Genomic DNA, 21,381 nt, shown 5'->3' on the forward strand with positions numbered 1-21,381 from the left:
CATTCCGCCGCCGGCCACCCTAGCCGCGCCCTGGCCGCGCCCTAGCCGCGAACATTGTGACGGCGCTTGATCCAGTCCTGGGCCGTCTCCACCGCCACCGCCGCATCACGACAATAGGCGTCGGCGCCCACTTCCATGGCGAATTCCTCGTTGAGCGGCGCGCCACCGACGATGACGATATACTTGTCGCGCAACTCTTTGCTCTTGAGCGTGTCGATCACCACCTTCATGTAGGGCATGGTGGTGGTCAGCAGGGCCGACATGCCCAGAATGTCCGGCTGGTGCTCTTCCAGAGCGCCAAGATACTCGTCCACATCGGTATTGATGCCGAGATCGATGACCTCGAAACCGGCCCCCTCCAGCATCATGCCCACCAGGTTCTTGCCGATGTCGTGAATGTCGCCCTTGACCGTGCCGATGACGATCTTGCCAACCTTGGGCGCGCCGGTTTCAGCCAGCAGCGGCCGCAGGACGAACATGCCGGCCTTCATGGCGTTGGCCGCCATCAGAACTTCCGGCACGAACAGGATGCCGTCGCGGAAGTCGATGCCGACGATGCGCATGCCCTCCACCAGGGCTTCCGTCAGTACCTTGTATGGTGCCCAGCCGCGCTCCAGCAGAATGTTGGTCCCTTCCAGGACCTCATCCTTCAGCCCGTCATAAAGGTCGTCCCACATCTGCTCCGTCAGTTCCTGATCGGACAGGGAACGCAGGTCAACTTCCTGATCTTTGGCGTCGTCGGACATCGGGACCAATACCCCCCCAGGCGTCAATGGCTGTGGAAAATCAGAGGCGGCCACCAGTATGGATCGACGCCCTGAACATGCCGCACCCGGGGCCGTCGTCCGGCACCAGGGTCGGTTCAAACGCTAGTAGGGCAGAACGGCCCCGCTGTCCAGTCCGCGACGGCAGTTGGTCCCCATGCGACGAGGCCGAATCCATGCGGCCGAACGTCGCGCTCCACCGCCGCGCCGCGTTCCGTCCCGCCTGCCTTTCCCCTAGCATAAGCCCGGCTGGCCCGGACCGCCGGCAGGCAGGCAGAAAACAATCAGGGGAACAGCCATGGCCAGAGCGGCGGCGACAGCAGACAAGGACCGTTCAGGCGGCCGGCGACGCAGTGGCGGCGCTCAGGGCCGGCGTCACTTGCGCCAGACCTTCCGCCAGGAGTTTCTCAGCAATATTTCGCCGGTCATCCCGCTCTATGACCTGGCCAGCGATGAGACACTGGAGCTGATCGAAGCCAACGCCGAAACCGTCCTGCAGGAAGTGGGCGTCGAGTTTCGCGACGATCCCGAGGCGGTGGAGATCTGGCGGGCCGCCGGCGCCGATACCGATGGCGAGCGCGTCCGCTTCCCGCGCGGTCTGGTGCGCGGCCTGATCACCCGCACCGCCCCCCGCCAGTTCGTGCAACGGGCCCGCAACCCACAGCGCAACGTCACCTTCGGCGGCCGCAACACCATTTTCGCGCCGGTTTACGGTCCGCCCTTTATCCGCAATCTGGATGAAGGGCGCCGCTACGCCAACATGGAGGACTTCCGCAATTTCGTGAAGCTCACCTACATGACGCCCTACATGCACCATTCCGGCGGCACGGTCTGCGAGCCGGTGGATGTGCCGGTGAACAAGCGCCACCTGGACATGGTCTATGCCCACATGCGGCTGTCGGACAAACCCTTCATGGGTTCCGTCACGGCGCCGGAGCGGGCCGCCGACACTATCGCCATGTGCGAGATTCTGTTCGGAGCCGACGTGGTGCGGGACAATCCGGTGGTGCTCGGCCTGATCAACCTCAACTCGCCGCTGGTGCTCGACGCCACCATGATGGGCGCACTGAAAGTCTATGCCCGGGCCGGTCAGCCGACCCTGGTGACGCCGTTCATCCTGGCCGGCGCCATGGCCCCGGTCACCGCCGTCGGCACCCTCACCCAGACCCTGGCCGAAGCCATGGTCGGCATGGCCTTCACCCAGCTTCTCAACCCCGGTGTGGCGACCGTCTTCGGCGTTTTCGCCAGCTCAATGTCCATGCAGTCGGGCGCCCCCACCTTCGGCACGCCCGAAGCCAGCATGGTGATTCTCGCCGCCGGCCAGCTCGCCCGCCGTCTCGGTGTGCCGTTCCGCAGCGGCGGCGCGCTGTGCGCCTCGAAGATTTCCGATGCCCAGGCGGCCTATGAAAGCGCCCAGACCATGTGGCCGGCCATGCTGGCCGGCACCAACTTCGTGCTGCACGGCGCCGGCTGGCTGGAAGGCGGCCTCGCCGCCGGCTATGAGAAGTTCATCATGGACGCCGACCAGCTGGGCATGATGCATGTGCTGGCCAGGGGCTTCGACACATCGGCGAACGGCCAGGCGATGGACGCCATCCGCGAGGTGGGTCCCGGCAAGCACTTCCTTGGCTGCAAACATACCCAGGACAACTTCGAAAGCGCCTTCTATCGCTCCAATGTGGCCGACAATAACAGCTTCGAGCAGTGGCAGGCGGACGGTTCGCTCGACTCCACCCAGCGGGCCAACGCCATCTGGAAACAGATGCTCAAGGACTATGAGAAGCCGCCGATGGACCCGGCCATTGACGAGGCCTTGCAGGCCTTCATCGCCAAACGCAAGGGCGCCATGCCCGACGCGTTCGTCTGAGCCGGCCGCGGCGGCGGCTGATCTGCCGGAAAAGACCAGAGAAGACCAGAGAAGACCCGAGAAGACCCGAACAGAAAGGACTTCCCTTGACTGAAACGTCCCCCCTCCGCTCGCCGGGCCGCCTGGAGGCGCTGATGCGCGCCGGCACCTTTGTCATGACCGCGGAGACGACGCCGCCACTGTCGGCCAGCGCGGCGGACGTGCAGGCCAAGGCCGGTCCGCTCAAGGGGCTGGCCGATGCGGTCAATGTCACCGATGGGGCCGGCGCCCGGGCGCACCTTTCCAGCCTCGCCACATCGGCCATCCTGATCGGCATGGGCATAGAGCCGGTGCTGCAATTCACCCTGCGCGACCGCAACCGCCTGGCCCTGCAGGGCGATATCCTGGGCGCTGCCGCGCTCGGCGTGCCCAACATCCTGTGCATTCACGGCGACAAGGTGGATGGCGGCGACCAGCCCGATGCCAAAATGGTCTATGACGTGCCGGGCAGCCGCGAACTCATGAGCCTGATCCGCGACATGCGGGATACCGCAAAGCTGCCGTCAGGGCGCGACATCGCCACGCCGCCGGCGGTCATGGTCGGCGCCACCGAACTGCCGAGTGTGCCGGGGCCGGACTGGAAGCCGGACGGCATTGCCTCAAAGATCGCCGCCGGCGCTGATTTCTTCCAGACCCAGTACTGCTTTGAGCCGGCCACCGCCAAGGCCTATGCTTCGCGCCTGCGCGAGGAAGGCTTCACCGAGCAGGCCCACTTCATCATCGGCTGCGGCCCGCTGGCCAGTTTCCGCTCGGCCAAGTGGATGAACGACAACCTGTTCGGCGTACACATCCCGGATCCCATCCTCAAGCGCATGGAGCAGGCCAAGGACGAGAAAGCCGAGGGTCGGCGCATCTGCGTCGAGATGATGCAGGTCCTGGCCGAGATTCCCGGGGTTGCCGGCGTCCACCTCATGGCGCCGCGCCAGGAAGCGGCCTGCGCCCAGTGCATCGAGGAGTCCGGCCTGCTGAAGAAGCGGGCGGCATAGGCCGCGCCGAGGAATGAATTCATGACTGGCAGGGTTGGCGGCATACTCGCAGGCTTGCTTTTCCCCTGTCCCTGACTGTTCCCGTGCCGGCCCTGGCTTGCAGCGTGGAAGAAGCCATGATCGCCTTCCAACGGGGTAATATCGAGGCCGCCATTCGCGATCTCTAATGCGCGGCGGACGATGGCAGTGCCTCCGCCATGGCGCTCCTCGGCTCCCACTACGAAGATGGTATCGGTGTTCCCGTGGACCTGCAGCAATCGGTCCAGTGGTATCTCAGAGCCGCAGACCACCTGAACGGCAGAGCCATGCTCCGGCTTGGCGTTATGCATGAAAAAGGCCTGGGAGTTGATAAGAACGCTATCGAAGCTCTCAAGTGGTATATGTTGGCTGGTGCGGTATTGCTCCGCTACCCGAACGCCAGAGCTCAGCTGATGGAGGCCGTTGCCGGAGCGCAACGTATGGAGCGTCTAATTCCGGAATCCCGAACTGGAGAAGCTGGCCAAAGAATATCTGCGTGGATTGAGAGTTGCGAAAGCCGCATAGAAAGCAACTAAAGCGCCAGCCCCAGCCTGCGCCCTTCATAGATCGCCATGGCCGCCGAACGGGTCGCCACGCAATCGCCGATTGCCGTGCTGTCCACCGTCTGGTCGCCGTCCAGTGTGCGGGCGAGCTCGTCCTCCGGCGTGTTGGTGGTGGCCAGCACCAGGCTGTCGGCGGCGATCACCCGCTCCTCGCCGCTCAGCAGGTCTTTGACCTTCGCCCCTTCCGCCGTCCACGCCAGCAGTGCAGCGTCGGTCACCGCTCCGATCCCCAACTGGCGCATACGGCCCCGCACCCCGGCTGACAGGCTGCCGCCCAGCGCCCCGGCGAAGCCCGCCTCGGCGGTGATGATGGTGACGTCGTGGCCACGCTCGGCCAGGTACAGCGCCGTCCCTGTCGCCGGCCATGACCCCTTCACATCGTCCAACAGGACCACGCGCTTGCCCGGCACCGCCTTTTCCGCCAGCACCCCGGCAACGCTCAGCACCGTGTCCGCGTCGGCCCCGGGCAGCCGCTCGATGTGCGGCAGGGCCCGCTGGAAACCGGTGCCCGCGGCGCGCGCGCCGGTGGCGATGACCACCTTGTCGGCGGCGAAGTCGCGCACCGCCGCTTCGTCCATCTCCGTATTGAGCCGCACCTGCACCTGCAGCTTCTGCAACTGGCGCGGATACCAGCTCTCGATCAGGTCGCGGATTTCGCCGCGATAGGGCTGATGACCGGCCAGGCGGAACTGGCCGCCCAGCCGGTCGCTTTTCTCCACCAGAGTCACCTGGTGGCCACGCTCGGCCGCGGTGCGCGCCGCCTCCATGCCGGCCGGGCCGCCGCCCACCACCAGCACCCGCTTCGGCCGGTCGGCCGTCGGGTATGAGTCCCCGTCCATCTCCGCCTCGCGGCCCACCGACGGATTGACCAGGCAACTGATCCAGTAATCGCGCATGCGCCGGCCGATGCACAACTGATTGCAGCTGATGCAACCGCGAATGTCGTCGCCGTGGCCCTGCAACGCCTTGTTGGCCAGGTGCGGGTCGGCGATCTGGCCGCGCACGATGCTCACCAGATCGCTTTTACCGTCGCTCAGCACCTGTTCCGCGTTGGCCGGCGTCTTGATGCGCGCCTCCGCCGTCACCCGGGCGTGGCGCACCGCCGCCTTGTAGGCCGCCGCATCGTCGGCGCCGAGGAACATGTCGAAGATGGAGGACGGCACGATCTTCGAGAAGTCGTTCAGATAGCTGCCCGTGCCGCACGAGAAATAGTCCACCAGACCGCGCGCATCGAGCCAGGCAGCGATCTCCTGCTTGTCGGCCAGGCTGAGCCCGCCCGGATAGGGCTCCGCACCGGAGACCGTCAGGCCGATGATGAAGTCCTGGCCGGCGACGGCGCGGATGCCCTCGATGATGCGCACCGTAAAGCGCAGGCGGTTCTCCAGGCTGCCGCCCCACTGGTCGCTGCGCTTGTTGGTGAGCGGCGACCAGAACTGGTCCATCAGCGCGTTATAGCCGGCGAACAGATCCACCCCGTCAAACCCTGCCTGGTGGTCGCGGCGGGCGGCGGCGATGAAGGAGTCGATCATCTCCTCCACCTCCGCCTGGCTCATGGCGTGGCTGCCATACTGGTCGTGATGCGACACGGTGCCTGATGGCGACCAGTAGGGCTGCCATGAATTATCCAGATCGCCGTGCGCGCCCACATGATAGATCTGGTGGATCATCACCGTGCCGTGCTCATGGCAGGCGTCGGTCACCCGGCGGAACGGGGCGATGACGGAATCGTCCTCGTGCCGGAAATTGCCACGGGTCAGAACGCCGGTGCGGTGAGCCGGGGTCGGCTCCACCACAATCATCGCCGCCCCGCCGCGCGCCCGCTCGCGGTAGTAGGCCAGATGGCGCTCGCCGGGCAGACCGTCTTCCGCCATGTTGGCGGTATGGGCGCCGAAGACGATTCGGTTCTTCAGGGTCTTGTGGCGCAGGGCCAGGGGTGAGAAGAGCGTCGGGAACTCCGGGACGGTCATGACTGCCTCTCCTCCTTCGGCCTGCCCTAGGCGCGCAGGCGCTGGTTCCCCGGGTCGTGCGGCGATTCGGCGATGACCACCGCCTGATGGCGCTTGCCCAGTATGTCGATTTCAAGCGTCGTGCCCACCGCCTCGGCGCCGGCCGCCACATAGGCCAGCGCAAGGCTCTGGCCCACCGTGTGGCCATAGCCGCCGGCTGTCGCCCGCCCCACCATGCGGCCGTCCTTATAGACCGGCTCATTGCCGCGGGCGTCGGCCGGGCCGTCGGGATCCTTCTCATCCACCGCCACCGCCAGGGTGACGAAGCGGTTGGGGATGCCCGCCGCCAGTTGTTTCTGCAGCGCGGCGCGGCCGGTGAAGTCCCCCTTGTCGAGGCGGGCGAAACGGTCCAGCGACGCCTCCAGCGGGGTGTATTGCGTGGTCAGGTCCTGCCCCCACATGCGATAGCTCTTTTCCAGCCGCAGGCTGTCCATGGCCCGCATACCCACCAGCGTCAGGCCGTGATCGTGCCCCGCCGCCATCAGCGCGTCAAAGATCACATGCTGCATTTCGATGGGGTGATGCAGCTCCCAGCCCAGCTCGCCGACGAAATTGACCCGCATGGCGCGCAGCCGGGCCATGCCCACGTCGATCATCTGACCGCTCAGCCACGGGAAGGCGTTGCTCGACAGATCCGCATCGGTCACCTGGCGCAGTATGTCCCGCGACTTCGGGCCGGCCACAACCAGCACCCCATGGCTGGTGGTGATGTTCTCCACCCTGACGCTGCCGTCATCGGGCATTTCCTTCAGCAGCAGATCATGGTCATAGCGCTCCGCCGCGCCGCTGCTCACCAGATAGAAGGCCTGCGGCCCGTCGCGCATGATGGTGAACTCGCTGCGTACGCCGCCCGATGGCGTCAGGGCGTGGGTCAGGGCGATGCGTCCGTCGCGCTGCGGCAGGCGGTTGGCCACCAGCCGGTCGAGGAAGGCTTCCGCCCCCGCTCCCGTCACCTGGAACTTGGCGAAGCTGGTGATGTCGATAAGGCCGGCCGCCTGACGCAGGGCCTGGCACTCACGCCCCACCGCGGCGAAATAGTTGCTGCGACGAAAGCTCCATGTGTCACGCCGCTCTTCGCCTTCCGCGGCGAACCAGTTGGGCCGCTCCCAGCCATAGCGCTGGCCCCAGACGGCGCCGGCGTTGTCCAGCTTGTGGTGGATCGGGCTGGTGCGGGCCGGCCGCGCCGCCGGCCGCTCCTCGTCCGGAAAGTGGATGGTGAAGACGTTCTCATATGCCTCCACGTTCTTCGCCACCGTATAGTTGCGGCTGGCATAGGCCCCGAAACGGCGCGGATCCATGGCCAGCATGTCCATGCTGGGCTCGCCGCCGACGATCCATTCGGCCAGCACCTTGCCGGCGCCACCGGCCGCCGTGATGCCGAAGCTGAAGCCTTCCGCCAGCCAGAAGTTGGGCAGGCCATAGGCCGGGCCGATCAGCGGGCTGCCGTCCGGCGTATAGGGGATGGGACCGTTGACCGTCTCACGGATACCCACCTCACCGAGCATGGGCACCCGCTCGATGGCTGCCTCGATATAGGGGTCAAGCCGTTCCAGGTCCGGCGTCAGAAGCTGGCGGCCAAAGGCTGCCGGCACACCGTCCGCCGCCCATGCCTTGGCGCCTTTCTCATACGGCCCGACGATCAGGCCCTGCACTTCCTCGCGCAGGTAATAGGATTCGTCGCTCTCGCGCAGCACCGGCATCTCCGCCAGGCCCTGCGCCTTGCGCTCCAGCAGCTCGGGCACCGGCTCGGTGATAATGTACTGGTGCTCCACCGGGATGACCGGAATGTCCAGGCCGACCATGGCGGTCACCTGGCGCGCCCACGACCCCGTGGCGGTAATCACCGTATCGGCGGTGATCTCGCCTTGACTGGTGGTGACCCGCCACTGCCGGTTGTGGCGGGCGATGGCGGTCACCTCGCAGGAGCGGCTGATCTCGGCGCCGCCGTCGCGGGCGCCGCGGGCCAGCGCCTGGGCCACGTCCACCGGCGCCACATGGCCGTCGTCCGGGTGGAACAGCGCGCCGATAATTCCGTCCATTTTCGCCAGCGGCCACAGGTCCGCCACCGCATCGGGACCGATTACCTCGAACGGCACGCCGATGGTGTTGGCCGTGCCGCAATAGGCCAGATACTCGTCCATGCGCGCCTTGGTCTTGGCCAGGCGCAGATTGCCGGTCTTGTGGAAACTGACCCCCTGGCCGGTTTCCTCCTGCAGGCGCTGATACAGGTCGATGGAATATTTATGCAGTTGGCCGACACTGTAGCTCATGTTGAACAGCGGCAGCAGGCCGGCCGCATGCCAGGTGGAGCCGTGGGTCAGGTCGCGCCGCTCCAGCAGCGCCACATCGCGCTTGCCGAGCTTCGCCAGATGATAGGCAACGGACAGGCCGACGATGCCGCCGCCGATGATTACGTATTCCGCATGGCTCTTCATGAGTCCCCCAATTCCCCACGGACCGGTCCGGCCGGTGCGGGCGGCAGCGGCCCTAGGCCGTGGGCGCGCCCGGCCTGGGCCAGCCAGCGCCACAGGCTGGCGGCAAACGACCGCCGCACATGGATATCAAATGTGTCCTGACCCGGCCCATCCAGCAACCGCAACGTCACATCGGCGCCGGCCAGCAGGCTACGGCGCGCCTCGCCCGGCCGGAAGGCACGGACGTGCAAATCCAGCGGACAGCCCTTGGACAGCACCAGCCGCGCCTCGTCTCCGGCCAGACGAATGATGGTCTCCGCCTCGCTGATGTCGGTGGCCGACCCGTGCTCTACATCAGCCAGCGCCTCACGCAACAGGCCGACCAGCGGTCCGCCGAACTTTGCGCCCGCGCCCGGGCCGGCTTGCGTGTGTCCGTCAGGCCCACGCACCAGCCACGTATCCCACGCCTGCCAAAGCAGGTGGCAATCGCTGCCTGTCGCCACATGGAACGGCTCCACCGGAGGTGCGGCGCCCAGCCCGTCGCGCACCGCCGTCACGAAGGCGGCGTCCGCCGGATCACCGCGCAGCACGACCTTCTCAACGTAGGCCACCTCACCCATGGCCAGCGGTCCGCCACCCGGCGGCGGCGGCGCATCGGCCAGCACCGTGTGACGCGATGCCTCAGCCACGCAACCGCTCCCCGTCCGGGTCAACGAATACCGGTGTGGTGATCTGCACCGGGTGGGTGCCGTCGGCCAGCGCCGCATGGATCGTCTGGCCCAGGCGCGCCCGGCCGCCCTTGACCAGACCCAGCGCAATGGAACGGCCGAGACTGGGGCTCCGATAGCTCGACGTCACATGGCCCAGCATCGCCACCGGCGGCTCGGGCACTGTGGCCTCGGCCACCAGATGCACTCCCTCCTCCAGAACCAGGTCAGGGTCCAGCGTCTGCAGGCCGACAAGCTGTTTGCGGTCCTCGCGCTGCATGTCGGCGCGGAACAAAGAGCGGCGGCCGATGAAGTCCGGTTTGTTCAGATTGACCAGCCGCTCCAGGCCAAGATCCAAGGGCGTCACCGTGCCGTCGGTTTCCTGGCCGACGATGATATAGCCCTTCTCCGCCCGCAGCAGGTGCATGGCCTCGGTGCCATAGGCGGTCAGGCCATGCGGCGCGCCGGCCTCCATCAGCGCCTGCCAGACGTGCCGGCCCCATGATGCGGGCACGTTGATCTCATAGCTCGCCTCGCCGGTGAAGCTGACGCGGAACAGGCGCGCCGGCACACCGGCGACGCGGCCTTCAGACAGGCTCATGTGGCGGAAGGCGGCGAAGTCCACGCCTTCGGTCAGCGGCTCCAGGATGGCCCGCGCCTTCGGTCCCGACAGGCTCATGACCGCCCACTGTTCAGTCACCGAAGCCACATGCACCCGCAGCGCCGGCCATTCCGTCTGCAGCCATTCCTCCAGCCAGGCCAGCACCCGCGCCGCGCCGCCGGTGGTGGTGGTCATGTGGAAATGATGCTCTCCCAGACGGGTGGTGACGCCATCGTCCATCACCATGCCGTCCTCGCCCAGCATCAGGCCATAGCGCGCCCGGCCCACCGCCAGCGTCGACCAGCCATTGGTATAGACCCGGTTCAGCAGCTCGACCGCGTCCGGCCCCTGAATATCGATCTTGCCGAGGGTGGTGGCGTCCAGCAGCCCGGCCGCCCGCCGCGTCGCCAGCGCCTCGCGCTGCACGGCCGCCGCCATGTCCTCGCCCGGCTCTGGATAGAACCAGGCGCGCTGCCACTGGCCGACCGGCTCAAAATGCGCGCCGGCGGCCACATGACAGACATGCAGTGGCGTCGTGCGCTCAGCATCGAACAGGGGCCCGACCCGCGACCCGGCCAGCGTACCGAAAGTCACCGGCGTATAGGGCGGACGGAAGGTGGTGGGCGGCAGATCACTCAGTGGCACACCGCTTTGCTCGGCGATGATGGCCAGCGCGTTGACATTGGCGGTCTTGCCCTGGTCCGTCCCCATGCCGGTGGTGGTATAGCGCTTGACGTGCTCCGTCGCGCGATAGCCTTCGCGCAGCGCCAGTTTCAGATCCTTGTCGGTGACGTCGTTCTGCAGATCCACAAAGGCCTTGCGCCCCTCCTCGCCGCCGGCCCGGGCGATCGCCGGCACAAACAGCGCCGGCCCGACCGGCGCTGGCCCGGCACTATCGTTTTCCACCGCCGGTGGCGCCAGCGCGGTCCCGTCGAATCCGGCCGCGGCGGCCGCCCTGTGGCCGGCCATAGCCGCTTCGGCCAGCGCCGCGCCAAGATCAAATGTGCCCGCGGCCGCCCCTACGGCGCGGCCGGCCTGGGCCATGCGCGCCGGCACCGGCGCACCGATGGTCTCGTCGTGGCGCAGGGTTCCCCGACCCTGTGACCATAGGTGCACCACCGGCGTCCAGCCGCCCGAGACCGCCAGCAGATCGGCCGGCCAGACCTCTTCCGCGCCACTCGGCTGACCTGCACTGTCGAGCTGCCGCACCCTGACCGCCTTCAGGCTCTTGCGCCCGTGGCTGCCGACCACCGCCGTGCCGTGCCGCACGACGATGCCCGCCGCCGTCACCTGCCGCGCCAGCCCGCCCGGCTCCGATCCCGCCGGCCGCATATCAAAGATCGCCGCCACCGCCACGCCGGCCGCCTGCAAATCCAGCGCCGCCCGGTAGGCGCTGTCATTGCCGGTGGCGACGATGGCGCGCCGCCCCGCCAGCACCCCGTAACGGTTGGCATAGGTGCGCGCCGCGTCGGCCAGCATCACACCCGGCCGGTCATTGTCGGCGAAGATCAGCGGCCGCTCGTGCGCCCCGCTGGCCAGGATCACCTGCCGCGTACGGACCAGCCACAGCCGCTGGCGCGGCACACCATCGCCGCGAGCCGCTGGCGGCAGGTGATCGCTCACACGCTCCGCCAGCACCAGATAATTACCGTGATGCCATGCCGCCGCCGTGGTCCGCGGCAGAACCGTCACGTCCGGCTGTCTGTCCAGCTCGGCCAGAACGTCATCGCGCCACGCCCCCGGCGAGCGACCGCCGATGCGGGTGCCGTCACCGGCGCCATAGGCCAGGAGCCCGCCGCCGACCTCCGCCTGCTCATCGCAGACCATGACCCGCGCACCGCTGCGTGCCGCCGCCAGCGTCGCCATAAGGCCCGCCGCGCCGCCGCCCACGACCAGCACGTCGCACCACACATGACGTTGTTCATAGCCCGGACCCAGGTCCGGATCGGCCAGCGTCGCCGCCTGCCCCAGACCAGCCATGCGGCGGATCATGCGTTCATAGAACGGCCACGCGCCGGCCGGCCACATGAAGGTCTTGTTGTAGAAGCCGGCCGGCAGCAGCGGCGACAGGCGGTCGGCCAGACCGCCGGTATCGAAACCAAGCGACGGCCAGCGGTTCTGGCTGACCGCATCCAACCCGTCATGGATCTCCACCTGGGTGGCCCGCACATTGGGCTCGCGCCAGGCGCCGTCACCGATGGTCACCAGTCCGTTGGGCTCTTCCGCCCCGGCGCTGACGATGCCGCGCGGCCGGTGATACTTGAAGCTGCGGGCGACCAGTCGCACACCATTGGCCAGCAGTGCGCTGGCCAGGGTATCGCCGGCGAAGCCCTCGAACGCCCGCCCGTCGAAGCGAAAGGGCACCGGGCGCGTACGGTCGATGCGCCCGCCCGTTTGCCGGCGAAACGGCTGCCCGGTCATGGCCCGTCCTCGCCGTCGCCGGGCGGCGCCAGCGGCCGGTTGCCGGAGCCGAGCGCGGGTTCGCCCGACGGGGTCGCCGGCAGACGCGCCGTGCGCGCCAGCGCCGCAACCTCCGGCCGCGCCGCGTCCATGCCATAGAATGCCAGGAACTCGTCTGTCGCCGTGTTGCGCGCCGCATGAAACCACTTGCCGCAGCCATGGCTGTGGCACCAGCGTTCCAGATGCACCCCCTTGGGGTTTGACCGCATGAACAGATAATCGGCCCACTGGCCGTCATCCGGTTCGCTGGCCGCGTCCGGTCGGCGGATATGCGCTTCGCCGCCATGGCTGAACTCCGACCCGTCACGCGGGCCGCACCAGGGACAGGTGATCAGCAGCATCGAATGCTGCCCTAGTGCGCCACGGCGGCGGCGCCGTGCTCGGCCACCAGCCGGCCGCTGGAAAACCGCTCCAGGCTGTAGGCGGCGTTAAGCGGATGCGGCGCGTCGCGGGCGATGGTATGGGCGAAGACATGACCGCTGCCCGGCGTCGCCTTGAACCCGCCGGTGCCCCAGCCGCCATTGATATACAGGCCCTTGACGGGTGTCTTCGAGATGATCGGACTGGCGTCCGGCGCCACGTCCACGATGCCGCCCCACTGCCGCATCATGCGCAGCCGCCCGAACATGGGGAACAACTCGACGATGGCCCGTATGGTATCGGCCACGACGTCAAAGCCGCCGCGCTGGGTGTAGGACACATAGGGGTCTATTCCGGCGCCGATGACCAATTCGCCCTTGTCCGACTGGCTGACATAGCCATGCACCGCGTTGGACATGACCACCGTGTCCAGCACCGGCTTTACCGGCTCGCTGACCAGCGCCTGCAATGGATGGCTTTCCAGGGGCAGCCGCAGACCGGCCATGGTCGCCAGCACACTGGTGTGGCCGGCGGCGACGATTCCCACCTTGCCGGCGCGGATGCGGCCGCGCGTGGTCTCCACTCCCGCGACCCGCCCGTCCTGTATGTGAAAACCGGTCACCTCGCAGTTCTGGATGATGTCCACGCCCCTGCGGTCGGCGCCGCGGGCATAGCCCCAGGCCACGGAATCATGGCGCGCCACGCCGCCACGCCGCTGCAGGGTGGCGCCGACCACCGGATAGCGGATGTCGGGCCGGGTATTCAGCGGCGGACAGAAGGCGGCGCAGCCGGCCCGGTCGAGCCATTCGGAGTCGATGCCGTTCAGGCGATTGGCGTGCACCCGGCGGCGCAGGTCGCGCGCTTCATGCTGGTCATGGGCCAGGTTCATCACGCCGCGCTGGCTCAGCATAATGTTGAAGTTAAGCTCCTGACTCAGTCCCTCCCACAGTTTGAGCGCGTGCTCGTACAGGTGGGCGCTTTCGTCGAACAGGTAGTTGGAGCGGATGATGGTGGTGTTGCGGCCCGTATTGCCGCCGCCGATCCAGCCTTTCTCCAACACCGCCACATTGGTGATGCCATGCTCCTTCGCCAGATAGTAGGCGGTGGCCAGGCCGTGGCCGCCGCCACCGACGATCACCGCGTCATAGGATGGCGCCGGGTCAGGCTCGCGCCACGCCGGCCGCCAGCCCTGATGGCCGTTCAGCGCGTGCCGCAGCAGCGAGAGGAAAGAGTAGCGGTCCATGGCCGATTTGGTAGCACGGGCCGGGCCCTGCCAAAACGCCGCCCGGCTGCGCGCGGCCCGGCTGCGCGCGGCCCCGCCGTATGGCCCCGTCGCATGGCCCCGCCGCATGGCTCCGTCGCGTGGCTGTGACGGAGCGCCCCGGGCTCTGTCGGAAACCGGACAGTCCTTGCCGCACACAAGCCATTCCTCATGACCTGCCTTCACGATTGTTGAACCAGGCAGCACCAGACCGCTCGCGGCCCAGGCCCGCACCCGACCAACCGCCCTGCAACAGCGAGATACCTCATGGTTTCCGACGCCAGCACCAAGGCTCCCGACGGCGAACGCGGTCGCGGCCGCTCCAGCCGGCCGGTCCGCGCCCGCTCGCGCGGCGGGCCGCGCAAGACCGGGCTGTTCAACCAATTGCCCTGGCGCAATGTGGTGCGGCCCTACAAGCCGGTGGAGGTCTTCTCCGAGGACCAGATCGAGGCCATCCACAACAACTCCATGCGTATTCTGGAAGAGCTGGGCATCGAGTTCATGGACCCGGTGACCCTGGATATGCTGCGCAAGGCCGGCGCCGATGTGAACGACTCCACCGGGCTGGTCAAGTTCGACCGCGCCATGGTCATGGAGTATGTGGCCAGGGCGCCCAGCACCTTCACGCTGACGTCGCGCAACCCGGAGCGGCGGCTGACCATCGGCGACAACAGCGTCGTCTTTTCCCTGATGGCCGGTGCGGCCAGCGTGCACGATGCCGAACGCGGCCGCCGCCCTGCCAACTTCAAGGATTTTGAGAACATTCTGCGCATCGCCCAGCAGCTCAACTGCATCCACTATGTGGGCAACCAGGTCATCGCGCCCATCGATCTGCCGGCAGAAAGCCGCCATCTGGACTGCTACTTCGCCAACCTGACCCTGACCGACCGCAGCTATCACACCACCGCCATCGGCGCCAACCGCGCCATGGACGGCATTAACATGATGGCCATTTCCCGTGGCATGACCGTGGATGAGATGGCCAAGGACCCCGGTGTCACCACGGTCATCTCGGTCAATTCGCCGCGCCGCTTCGACGGCCCCATGGCCGAGGGCCTGGTCGCCATGGCCAAGGCCGGCCAGCCGTCGATCATCACGCCCTTCACCCTGATGGGCGCCATGACGGCGGTGTCTATACCGGCCGCCCTGTCACAGCAGAACGCGGAGGCCCTGACCGGCGTGGTGCTGAGCCAGATCGCCGCCCCCGGCTCGCCTGTGGCCTATGGCTGCTATGTGTCGGACGTGGACATGAAATCGGGCGCGCCGGCCTTCGGCACGCCGGAATACATGGTTGCCGCCATGGGCGGCGGCCAGTTGGCGCGCCGCTACAACCTGCCCTACCGCTCGTCCAATGCCTGTTCGGCCAACACGGTGGACGCCCAGGCCGCCTATGAGTCGCTCAATTCGCTGTGGGGCGCGGTGCTGGGCGGCGCCAACATCGTCTATCAGGGGGCCGGCTGGATGGAAGGTGGCCTGCTCTTCTCCTACGAGAAACTGATGCTCGACGCCGAGTTGATCCAGCAGGTCATGGAGTTTCTTAAGCCGGTCAAGTTCGACGAGGACGAGCTGGGCTTCGAGGCCATCAAGGGTGTCAAGCCGGGCGGGCATTTCTTTGGCGAGCCCCACACCATGGCGCGCTACGAGACGGCCTTCTACGCGCCCTTCCTGTCGGACTGGCGCAACTATGAGAACTGGGAAATCGCCGGCGGCCTGACCGCCACCCAGCGCGCCACCGCCCTGTGGAAGCAGCTCCTGGACGAATATGAAGAGCCCGCCATGGCGGTCGACCGCCGCGAGGAACTGGCGGCCTATGTGGCAAAGCGCAAGGAAGAGATCGCCAAAGACGGGATTTAGGACGGAAAGCGGTCGCCATCCCGCCGGAAAATACCCATCCGCTATGGAGCCGACGGCGCCGTCAACCTTCCGCGCGCCCTAGGCCCCGACCCGGTTAATCAGCGGCTTGCCGTCCCGCCACAGGGCCAGATTCTGCACGAAAATCTCGAAACAGGCGCGCTGCCAGCCGACGAAGATGGCCGCCACATGGGGCGTCACGATCAGGTTCGGCGCCGTCCACAGCGGACTCTCCGGCGGCAGCGGCTCACGATCGAACACGTCCACCACCGCCCCGCCCAGGTGGCCGGCGGCCAGCGACTGCACCAGCGCCGCCTCGTCAACGATACCGCCACGGGCAATATGGATCAGATAGGCGCCCGGTTTCATGGCGGCCAGCGCCGCCCCATCGAACAGACCGCGCGTCGTCTCATTGAGCGGCGTCAGCACCACCACATAATCGGCCTTCGGCAGCACCGCCTTTAGGTCGGCGATGGCGTGCACCTCGTCCACCGGCGCCACCGGCTCGGCCCGTGTGCGGACGCCGATCACGGTCATGCCGACACTCTGCGCATAGCGCGCCACGACACGGCCGATCCGGCCAAGGCCGACGATCAGCATGGTCTTGCCCAGCGTCGTATGAACATCTTCCTGGCGCCACACATGGTCGGCTTGCTGGCGCAGGAAGGTGTGGTAGCGGAAGTTCAGGCCATAGACCGCGCCCAGCACATACTGGCCCATGGCCTCGCCCTGCGAGCCCGCCGAGTTGGTCATGACCATGCGGTCGCGGTCCCATGGCTCCAGATGGTCGAAGCCCGCCCCCGCCACGTGAATCCACCTGACGCTGTCCAGCCCGGTGATCGCGGCGTGGGGATAGGGCACCCCGGCAAACTTGCAGCTATAGACGACCTCCGGCTGCGCCGCCGCGGCGGCCGCGGCCAGTCCGTCATAGGTCTGGCAGATGGCGGTGGTATCGCCGGCCAGGTGGTCGGCCATCAGATCCTGATAAAGGTCCGGCCGGTCGTCGTGAATCAGAACCTTCATAGGCCATTCCGCTTTGTCGTGGTCATGAGCCGCGGGCGCGCCGCAGCACGTCCGCCGTCGCCGCGCCATAGCCACGAGCGACAAACTGCAAATGGTCCTTCACCGCGTCATGGGCGCGGCCCAGACGAAAGAACGGCACGGTGGTCATGGCGTGATGCTCCGCATGATAGGCCATGTTCCAGCCGAGCAACCGCAGCACGGGATTGGTCAGGGTGGTGCGGGTGTTGCGCAGGAAGTTCGGTGACTTGTCACATCCGCCATGCTCCGTCATGCGGATCGCCCGCTGCACCGGCTGCCCCAGCAACAGCGGCAAGGCCCAGTAGACCAGGATGGCATCACTCATCAGAGCCACCGATGCGATGATCGCCACCCCATAGATCGCCAGCATGATGGCGCTGTGGCGAGCCACCCGGCCGCGCCACGACTTCGGGATGAACGCCTCCTCGCTTTTGATGAAGCGGCCGCGAGCCGTGCGCACCAGGGTCGTCGCCAGTGCCCAGTAATACGGCAGGCCGGTCAGATACCAGAAATAGCCGCCAACACTGTCCGCCGCCGGAATGCGCTCCGGATCGCGCTCCACGTCCTGGGTAAAGCGATGATGGGCGGAATGCTCCAGCCGGAAGTATGTGGGCTGATCAAAAATCAGTACGCCGGTGATCCAGTTGACGGCGGTATTGAGCCAGCGGCTCTTGAACGCGGTCATGTGCGCCGCCTCGTGCTGCGGCCCGAACAGGTGCACCAGCACCACCCCATGGACGAACATCGCCGGCCATAGCCACAGGCTGTCCCGGCTGGCCCATACCAGGACGCCGCTCAGACCAAGCACCGCGAAATGGCCAGCCAGGAACAACAGCCCCGGACCGTTGCGCAGCCGCTCCAGCCGGCGCAGGCGCTCCGCCCCCACCAGGGTCTGGATATTGACCGGCGGCGCCGCATCGCTGCTCATGGTCGGCCCTCCTCCCGTAGGTTCAGCCGCTTGAGGCTGCGATCAATCCACTGTGCCGTCAGCTTTTCCTGGACGCTGTTCTGCCCCAGCCGTTCGTGCAGACAGGAAAAGTCCACCAGGTCCAATGGCTGGTCCTGATTAAAGCATGAGAACACTACCGTCTCCTGGCCAGTCGCCGGATCACGATGAATCTGCAGGCACTGCGCACAGATTTCTTTCATCATGCACTGCATCGGCGAGTTAATGGAACCGATGGCCCGGTGGCCAGGCTTGAGGTGCGGCTTCAGCGCGCCGTGCCGGGCCGTCGCCACGGCCGCCATCATGCGGTCGGAGCCGATGGCAATAATCCGGTCCACCGCCTGCAACGGTATGCTGGCCTGACCCAGCCGCCCTTCGCCATAGGCCACCATGGCGTCCACGATGTTGCCGACAAAGGACAGATCGCCCTGGCGCGTCGGCGCAAAGCCCGGCGCATGGTCGCTGCACCACACCACCTGATCGGCCGCCGCCTCGATGCGCTCCACATAGTAGCGGTCGGCCATGTTGCGATACCCGGCGAAATAGATGACCCGGCTGCCGGCGGCGCGGAACGCCGCGCCGATAGAGAACAGCACCGCATTGCCGAGACCGCCGCCGGCCAGCAGCACCGTCTCTTTGGCGGCGATTGTCGTCGGCTCGCCGGTCGGCCCCATCAGCACCACCGGCTCACCCGGTTGCAGGTGGGCGCAGAGGTCCGATGACCCGCCCATCTCCAGCACGATCACGCCGACCAGCCCGGCCGCCACATCCACCCAGGCGCCGGTCATCGCCAGCCCTTCCATGGCCAGAACCGTGCCGTCGTCGCGGCGCGCGTGGCTCTCATAGTTCTGCAGGCGAAAGAACTGCCCCGGCCGGAAGGCGCGGGCCGCCGCCGGCGCCCGCACCACCACCTCGACGATGGTCGGTGCCAGACGGTTCACCGCATGGACCACGGCGCGCAGATCGCCGTTCAGGCGGGCGAACAGGTCGCTGGCCTGCGGCCCCGGCGACCCTGCGGCCCCTGCCGTCACCGGCGGCTGTTCGCCCATAACCCGCGTCACCACCGGAAAGCCTTGCTTGGCGCCGCCCATGGCCTTCACCACATTGCCGGCGAAGGACGGATGCAGATCGCCCCAATAGCTGATGGCGCGGCCGTCATCGCGCCTGTGCAGCAACACCTCAACCGTCGCCGGCTTGGCGTTGCGCTCCGGCGCCACCGGCTGGCCGGCCCCGTCCACCGCCTGAAAGAAACGCCCCTCCAGGTGATAGAGGCCCGGCTCCTCGCGCGCCAGAACCGTATTGGGCCGCGTGCCGGCGGCCACCAGAATGGCCCGCGCCGGCAGAGTGATGGCCTCCGGATCCCCGCCCGGCGCCTGGCGGGTGCAGGTCAGCCCCCGGGCGTGGCCCTGCGCATCGCTGTCCACCGCGATGGGGGTCAGGCCGTCCGCAATAGCGATGCCTTCCTCCAGCGCCAGCCGCACTTCTTCGTGGTTCAGCGTATAGCTCGGCGCCTCATGCAGGCCGCGGCGATAGGCGATTGTGGCGCCGCCCCAGCCCTGCACCAGCTCGCGCACGCGGGCCGGCCGGCCCTCCTTCGCCGCGGCCGCACGCTCGGCCCGCACGGCGCGGCCGTGCGCCAGGAACTCCTCGCCGATCTCCGCTTCTTCGGCGCTCCACGCGGCGCGCACCGCATCCTCGCCGCGCTCGGCGGTCAGCGTCTCGAAACGGTCCAGGAACTTCTCAACCTGCACCGGGTAATAGGCCATGGCCTCGGTCGCCGTATCCACCGCCGTCAGGCCGCCGCCGATCACCACCACCGGCAGCCGCAGTTGCAGATTGGCAATGGAATCCGCGCGCGCCGCGCCGGTCAGTTGCAGCGCCATCAGAAAGTCCGACGCCGCACGCACACCGCGCGCCAGACCGTTCGGCATGTCCAGGATGGTCGGCCGGCCGGCGCCGGCGCAAAGCGCAATATGATCGAAGCCCAGAGCGAAGGCATCCTCGGTGGTCAGGGTTCCGCCGAACCGCACACCGCCGAACATGGCGAACGGACGGCGGCGCTCCAGGCAAAGCCGGATGATCTTCAGGAAGTTCTTGTCCCAGCGCACGGTGATGCCGTATTCCGCCACGCCGCCGAAGCCGGCCATGACGCGGCTGGCCAGCGGTTCGGCCAGCTCCGCCAGGTCGCGCACCGGGCGGAACGGCACCCGCGATCCATCCGCCGCCACCCCCGACAGGTCCGCCGCAAGCGGCTCGATCTTCAGGCCGTCCACCGCCACCACCCGGTGGCCGTCGTTAAGAAGGTGGTGCGCCAGATTGAACCCGGCCGGCCCCAGACCGACCACCAGCACCGTGCGACCGCTCGCCGGGCGCGGCAGCGGCCGCCGCAGATTGAGCGGATTCCAGCGGGTCAGCAGGCCGTAGATCTCGAACCCCCAGGGCAGGCCCAGCACATCCTTCAGCGTCCGCGTCTCGGCCTGGGGAATGTCCACCGGCGCCTGCTTCTGATAGATGCACGACTTCATGCAGTCGTTGCAGATGCGGTGGCCGGTGGCCGCGGCCAGCGGGTTGTCCACCGCAATCATGGCCAGCGCACCGATAGGTACGCCCTCGCTTTTCAGCCACTGGAACTCGCTGATCTTCTCGCTCAGCGGACAGCCGTTGAGCCGCACCCCATGAGCATTCTCCAGGACCGCGCCGCTGCGCCGGTCGCGGAGGCCACGCGCGCACGAGTCGCGGCCCTGGTTGTGGCACCAGATGCAGTAGTTGGTCTCGTCCAGCGCATGGGTCAGGTCAAAGCCCGGATCGGTCAGGCCAAAGCCCTCACGCCGCCGCAGATGACCGTCGGCCAGACGCCACGCGGCGACGTCCGCATCCTGGTCACAGGCGCGCACGGCATCCGGCACCAGATCGGACCCGTCCACTTTTTCCGGCACCTGGAACAGCACGCCGTCGCCATGCCGGGCCCGCCCTTCCGGATGAAACAGGGCCCAACCGGCATAGCGGGTCGCCAGGTCCAGCCGCTCGGTGTGCGCCGCCTCGTCGTCCAGCCAGCCCATGACCGCGCCGGCGAAATCCGGTTCGCCGAAATCCGGCCCCAGCACTGCCGCCAGTCCCTCCCGCAGGACCGTGCCATCCAGGGTCAGGGCCTCGGCTGGCTTTACCTGGCGCGCGGCGCGGCGCTGCACGAACAGCCGCTTGCACCGGTAGAGCGGCGCCAGCTCGTGGTGGCGCGCGGCAAGGGCTCCGGCCTCCGCCGTAATGGCGAACAGGCCGGCCAGAAAATCCTCCAGGTGCGGCGCCAGGGCAATCAGCAGGTCGGATTCCGCCTTGTCATCCAAACTGTCCGGATCGGCCCGGCCGGCCGCCATCTGCGCCGCCAGACCGTCGTCGGCGGCGTTCAGATGCTCGACAAACAGGGCGTCGATGCGGCCCAGACCCGTATCGTCATATAGATCGGCAAATGCCAGGCCGTGGGCGAGCGTGAGTTCGGACAT

13 protein-coding genes are annotated in these 21,381 nt (G+C 67.5%); 3 read left to right on the forward strand and 10 right to left on the reverse strand.

All coding sequences use genetic code 11. The features are described 5' to 3' along the window. Positions 1-41: 41 nt before the first annotated feature. A complete protein-coding gene (locus tag RIE31_11860; GenBank protein ID MEQ8641280.1) occupies positions 42-746 on the reverse strand; it encodes a B12-binding domain-containing protein in 705 nt (234 codons plus the stop codon). A gap of 316 nt (positions 747-1,062) precedes the next feature. On the opposite strand from RIE31_11860, the gene RIE31_11865 reads away from it, so the two are divergent. Together RIE31_11865 and RIE31_11870 are read left to right on the forward strand one after the other, a co-directional pair. After that, on the forward strand, positions 1,063-2,631 hold the full coding sequence (locus RIE31_11865; protein ID MEQ8641281.1) for a trimethylamine methyltransferase family protein: 1,569 nt from the start codon (positions 1,063-1,065) through the stop codon (positions 2,629-2,631). Positions 2,632-2,717: 86 nt separating this feature from the next. Continuing rightward, complete coding sequence (locus tag RIE31_11870; protein ID MEQ8641282.1) at positions 2,718-3,656, forward strand: methylenetetrahydrofolate reductase; 939 nt, start codon at positions 2,718-2,720, stop codon at positions 3,654-3,656. A gap of 550 nt (positions 3,657-4,206) precedes the next feature. On the opposite strand, the gene RIE31_11875 is transcribed toward RIE31_11870, so the two are convergent. The 6 genes from RIE31_11875 to RIE31_11900 are packed head-to-tail and all read right to left on the reverse strand — an operon-like array spanning position 4,207 to position 14,028. After that, positions 4,207-6,204 (reverse strand): FAD-dependent oxidoreductase, encoded by a 1,998-nt coding sequence (locus RIE31_11875; GenBank protein MEQ8641283.1) that lies wholly within the window; start codon positions 6,202-6,204, stop codon positions 4,207-4,209. Between the two features lie 26 nt (positions 6,205-6,230). Continuing rightward, positions 6,231-8,678 (reverse strand): FAD-dependent oxidoreductase, encoded by a 2,448-nt coding sequence (locus RIE31_11880; protein MEQ8641284.1) that lies wholly within the window; start codon positions 8,676-8,678, stop codon positions 6,231-6,233. Next, the gene (locus RIE31_11885; GenBank protein MEQ8641285.1) at positions 8,675-9,346 is read right to left on the reverse strand and encodes a sarcosine oxidase subunit gamma family protein; all 672 of its coding nucleotides are present in this window, start codon (positions 9,344-9,346) and stop codon (positions 8,675-8,677) included. The genes RIE31_11880 and RIE31_11885 overlap by 4 nt, the downstream gene beginning before the upstream one ends. Beyond that, on the reverse strand, positions 9,339-12,386 hold the full coding sequence (locus RIE31_11890) for a sarcosine oxidase subunit alpha family protein (GenBank protein ID MEQ8641286.1): 3,048 nt from the start codon (positions 12,384-12,386) through the stop codon (positions 9,339-9,341). The genes RIE31_11885 and RIE31_11890 overlap by 8 nt, the downstream gene beginning before the upstream one ends. Further along, entirely contained in the window at positions 12,383-12,766 is a 384-nt protein-coding gene (locus RIE31_11895; protein MEQ8641287.1) for a sarcosine oxidase subunit delta, read from the reverse strand. Before RIE31_11895 ends, RIE31_11890 begins: the two co-directional genes overlap by 4 nt. A gap of 11 nt (positions 12,767-12,777) precedes the next feature. Beyond that, positions 12,778-14,028, reverse strand: a complete 1,251-nt coding sequence (locus RIE31_11900; GenBank protein ID MEQ8641288.1) for a sarcosine oxidase subunit beta family protein — start codon at positions 14,026-14,028, stop codon at positions 12,778-12,780. Between the two features lie 285 nt (positions 14,029-14,313). Between RIE31_11900 and RIE31_11905 the strand changes: the two genes are divergently transcribed. Beyond that, positions 14,314-15,900: a trimethylamine methyltransferase family protein gene (locus RIE31_11905; GenBank protein MEQ8641289.1), complete on the forward strand. Its 1,587-nt coding sequence runs from the start codon at positions 14,314-14,316 to the stop codon at positions 15,898-15,900. Positions 15,901-15,978: 78 nt separating this feature from the next. Here RIE31_11905 and RIE31_11910 read toward each other — a convergent pair whose 3' ends face one another. From RIE31_11910 to RIE31_11920, 3 genes are read right to left on the reverse strand one after another with little or no spacing between them, the layout of a single operon-like run. After that, positions 15,979-16,920, reverse strand: a complete 942-nt coding sequence (locus tag RIE31_11910) for a D-2-hydroxyacid dehydrogenase (protein MEQ8641290.1) — start codon at positions 16,918-16,920, stop codon at positions 15,979-15,981. A gap of 22 nt (positions 16,921-16,942) precedes the next feature. Next, on the reverse strand, positions 16,943-17,866 hold the full coding sequence (locus RIE31_11915; GenBank protein ID MEQ8641291.1) for a fatty acid desaturase: 924 nt from the start codon (positions 17,864-17,866) through the stop codon (positions 16,943-16,945). Beyond that, complete coding sequence (locus RIE31_11920) at positions 17,863-21,381, reverse strand: FAD-dependent oxidoreductase (GenBank protein ID MEQ8641292.1); 3,519 nt, start codon at positions 21,379-21,381, stop codon at positions 17,863-17,865. Before RIE31_11920 ends, RIE31_11915 begins: the two co-directional genes overlap by 4 nt.

The sequence above is a fragment of the Alphaproteobacteria bacterium genome (genome assembly GCA_040218575.1).
Lineage (GTDB): Bacteria > Pseudomonadota > Alphaproteobacteria > JAVJRE01 > JAVJRE01 > JAVJRE01.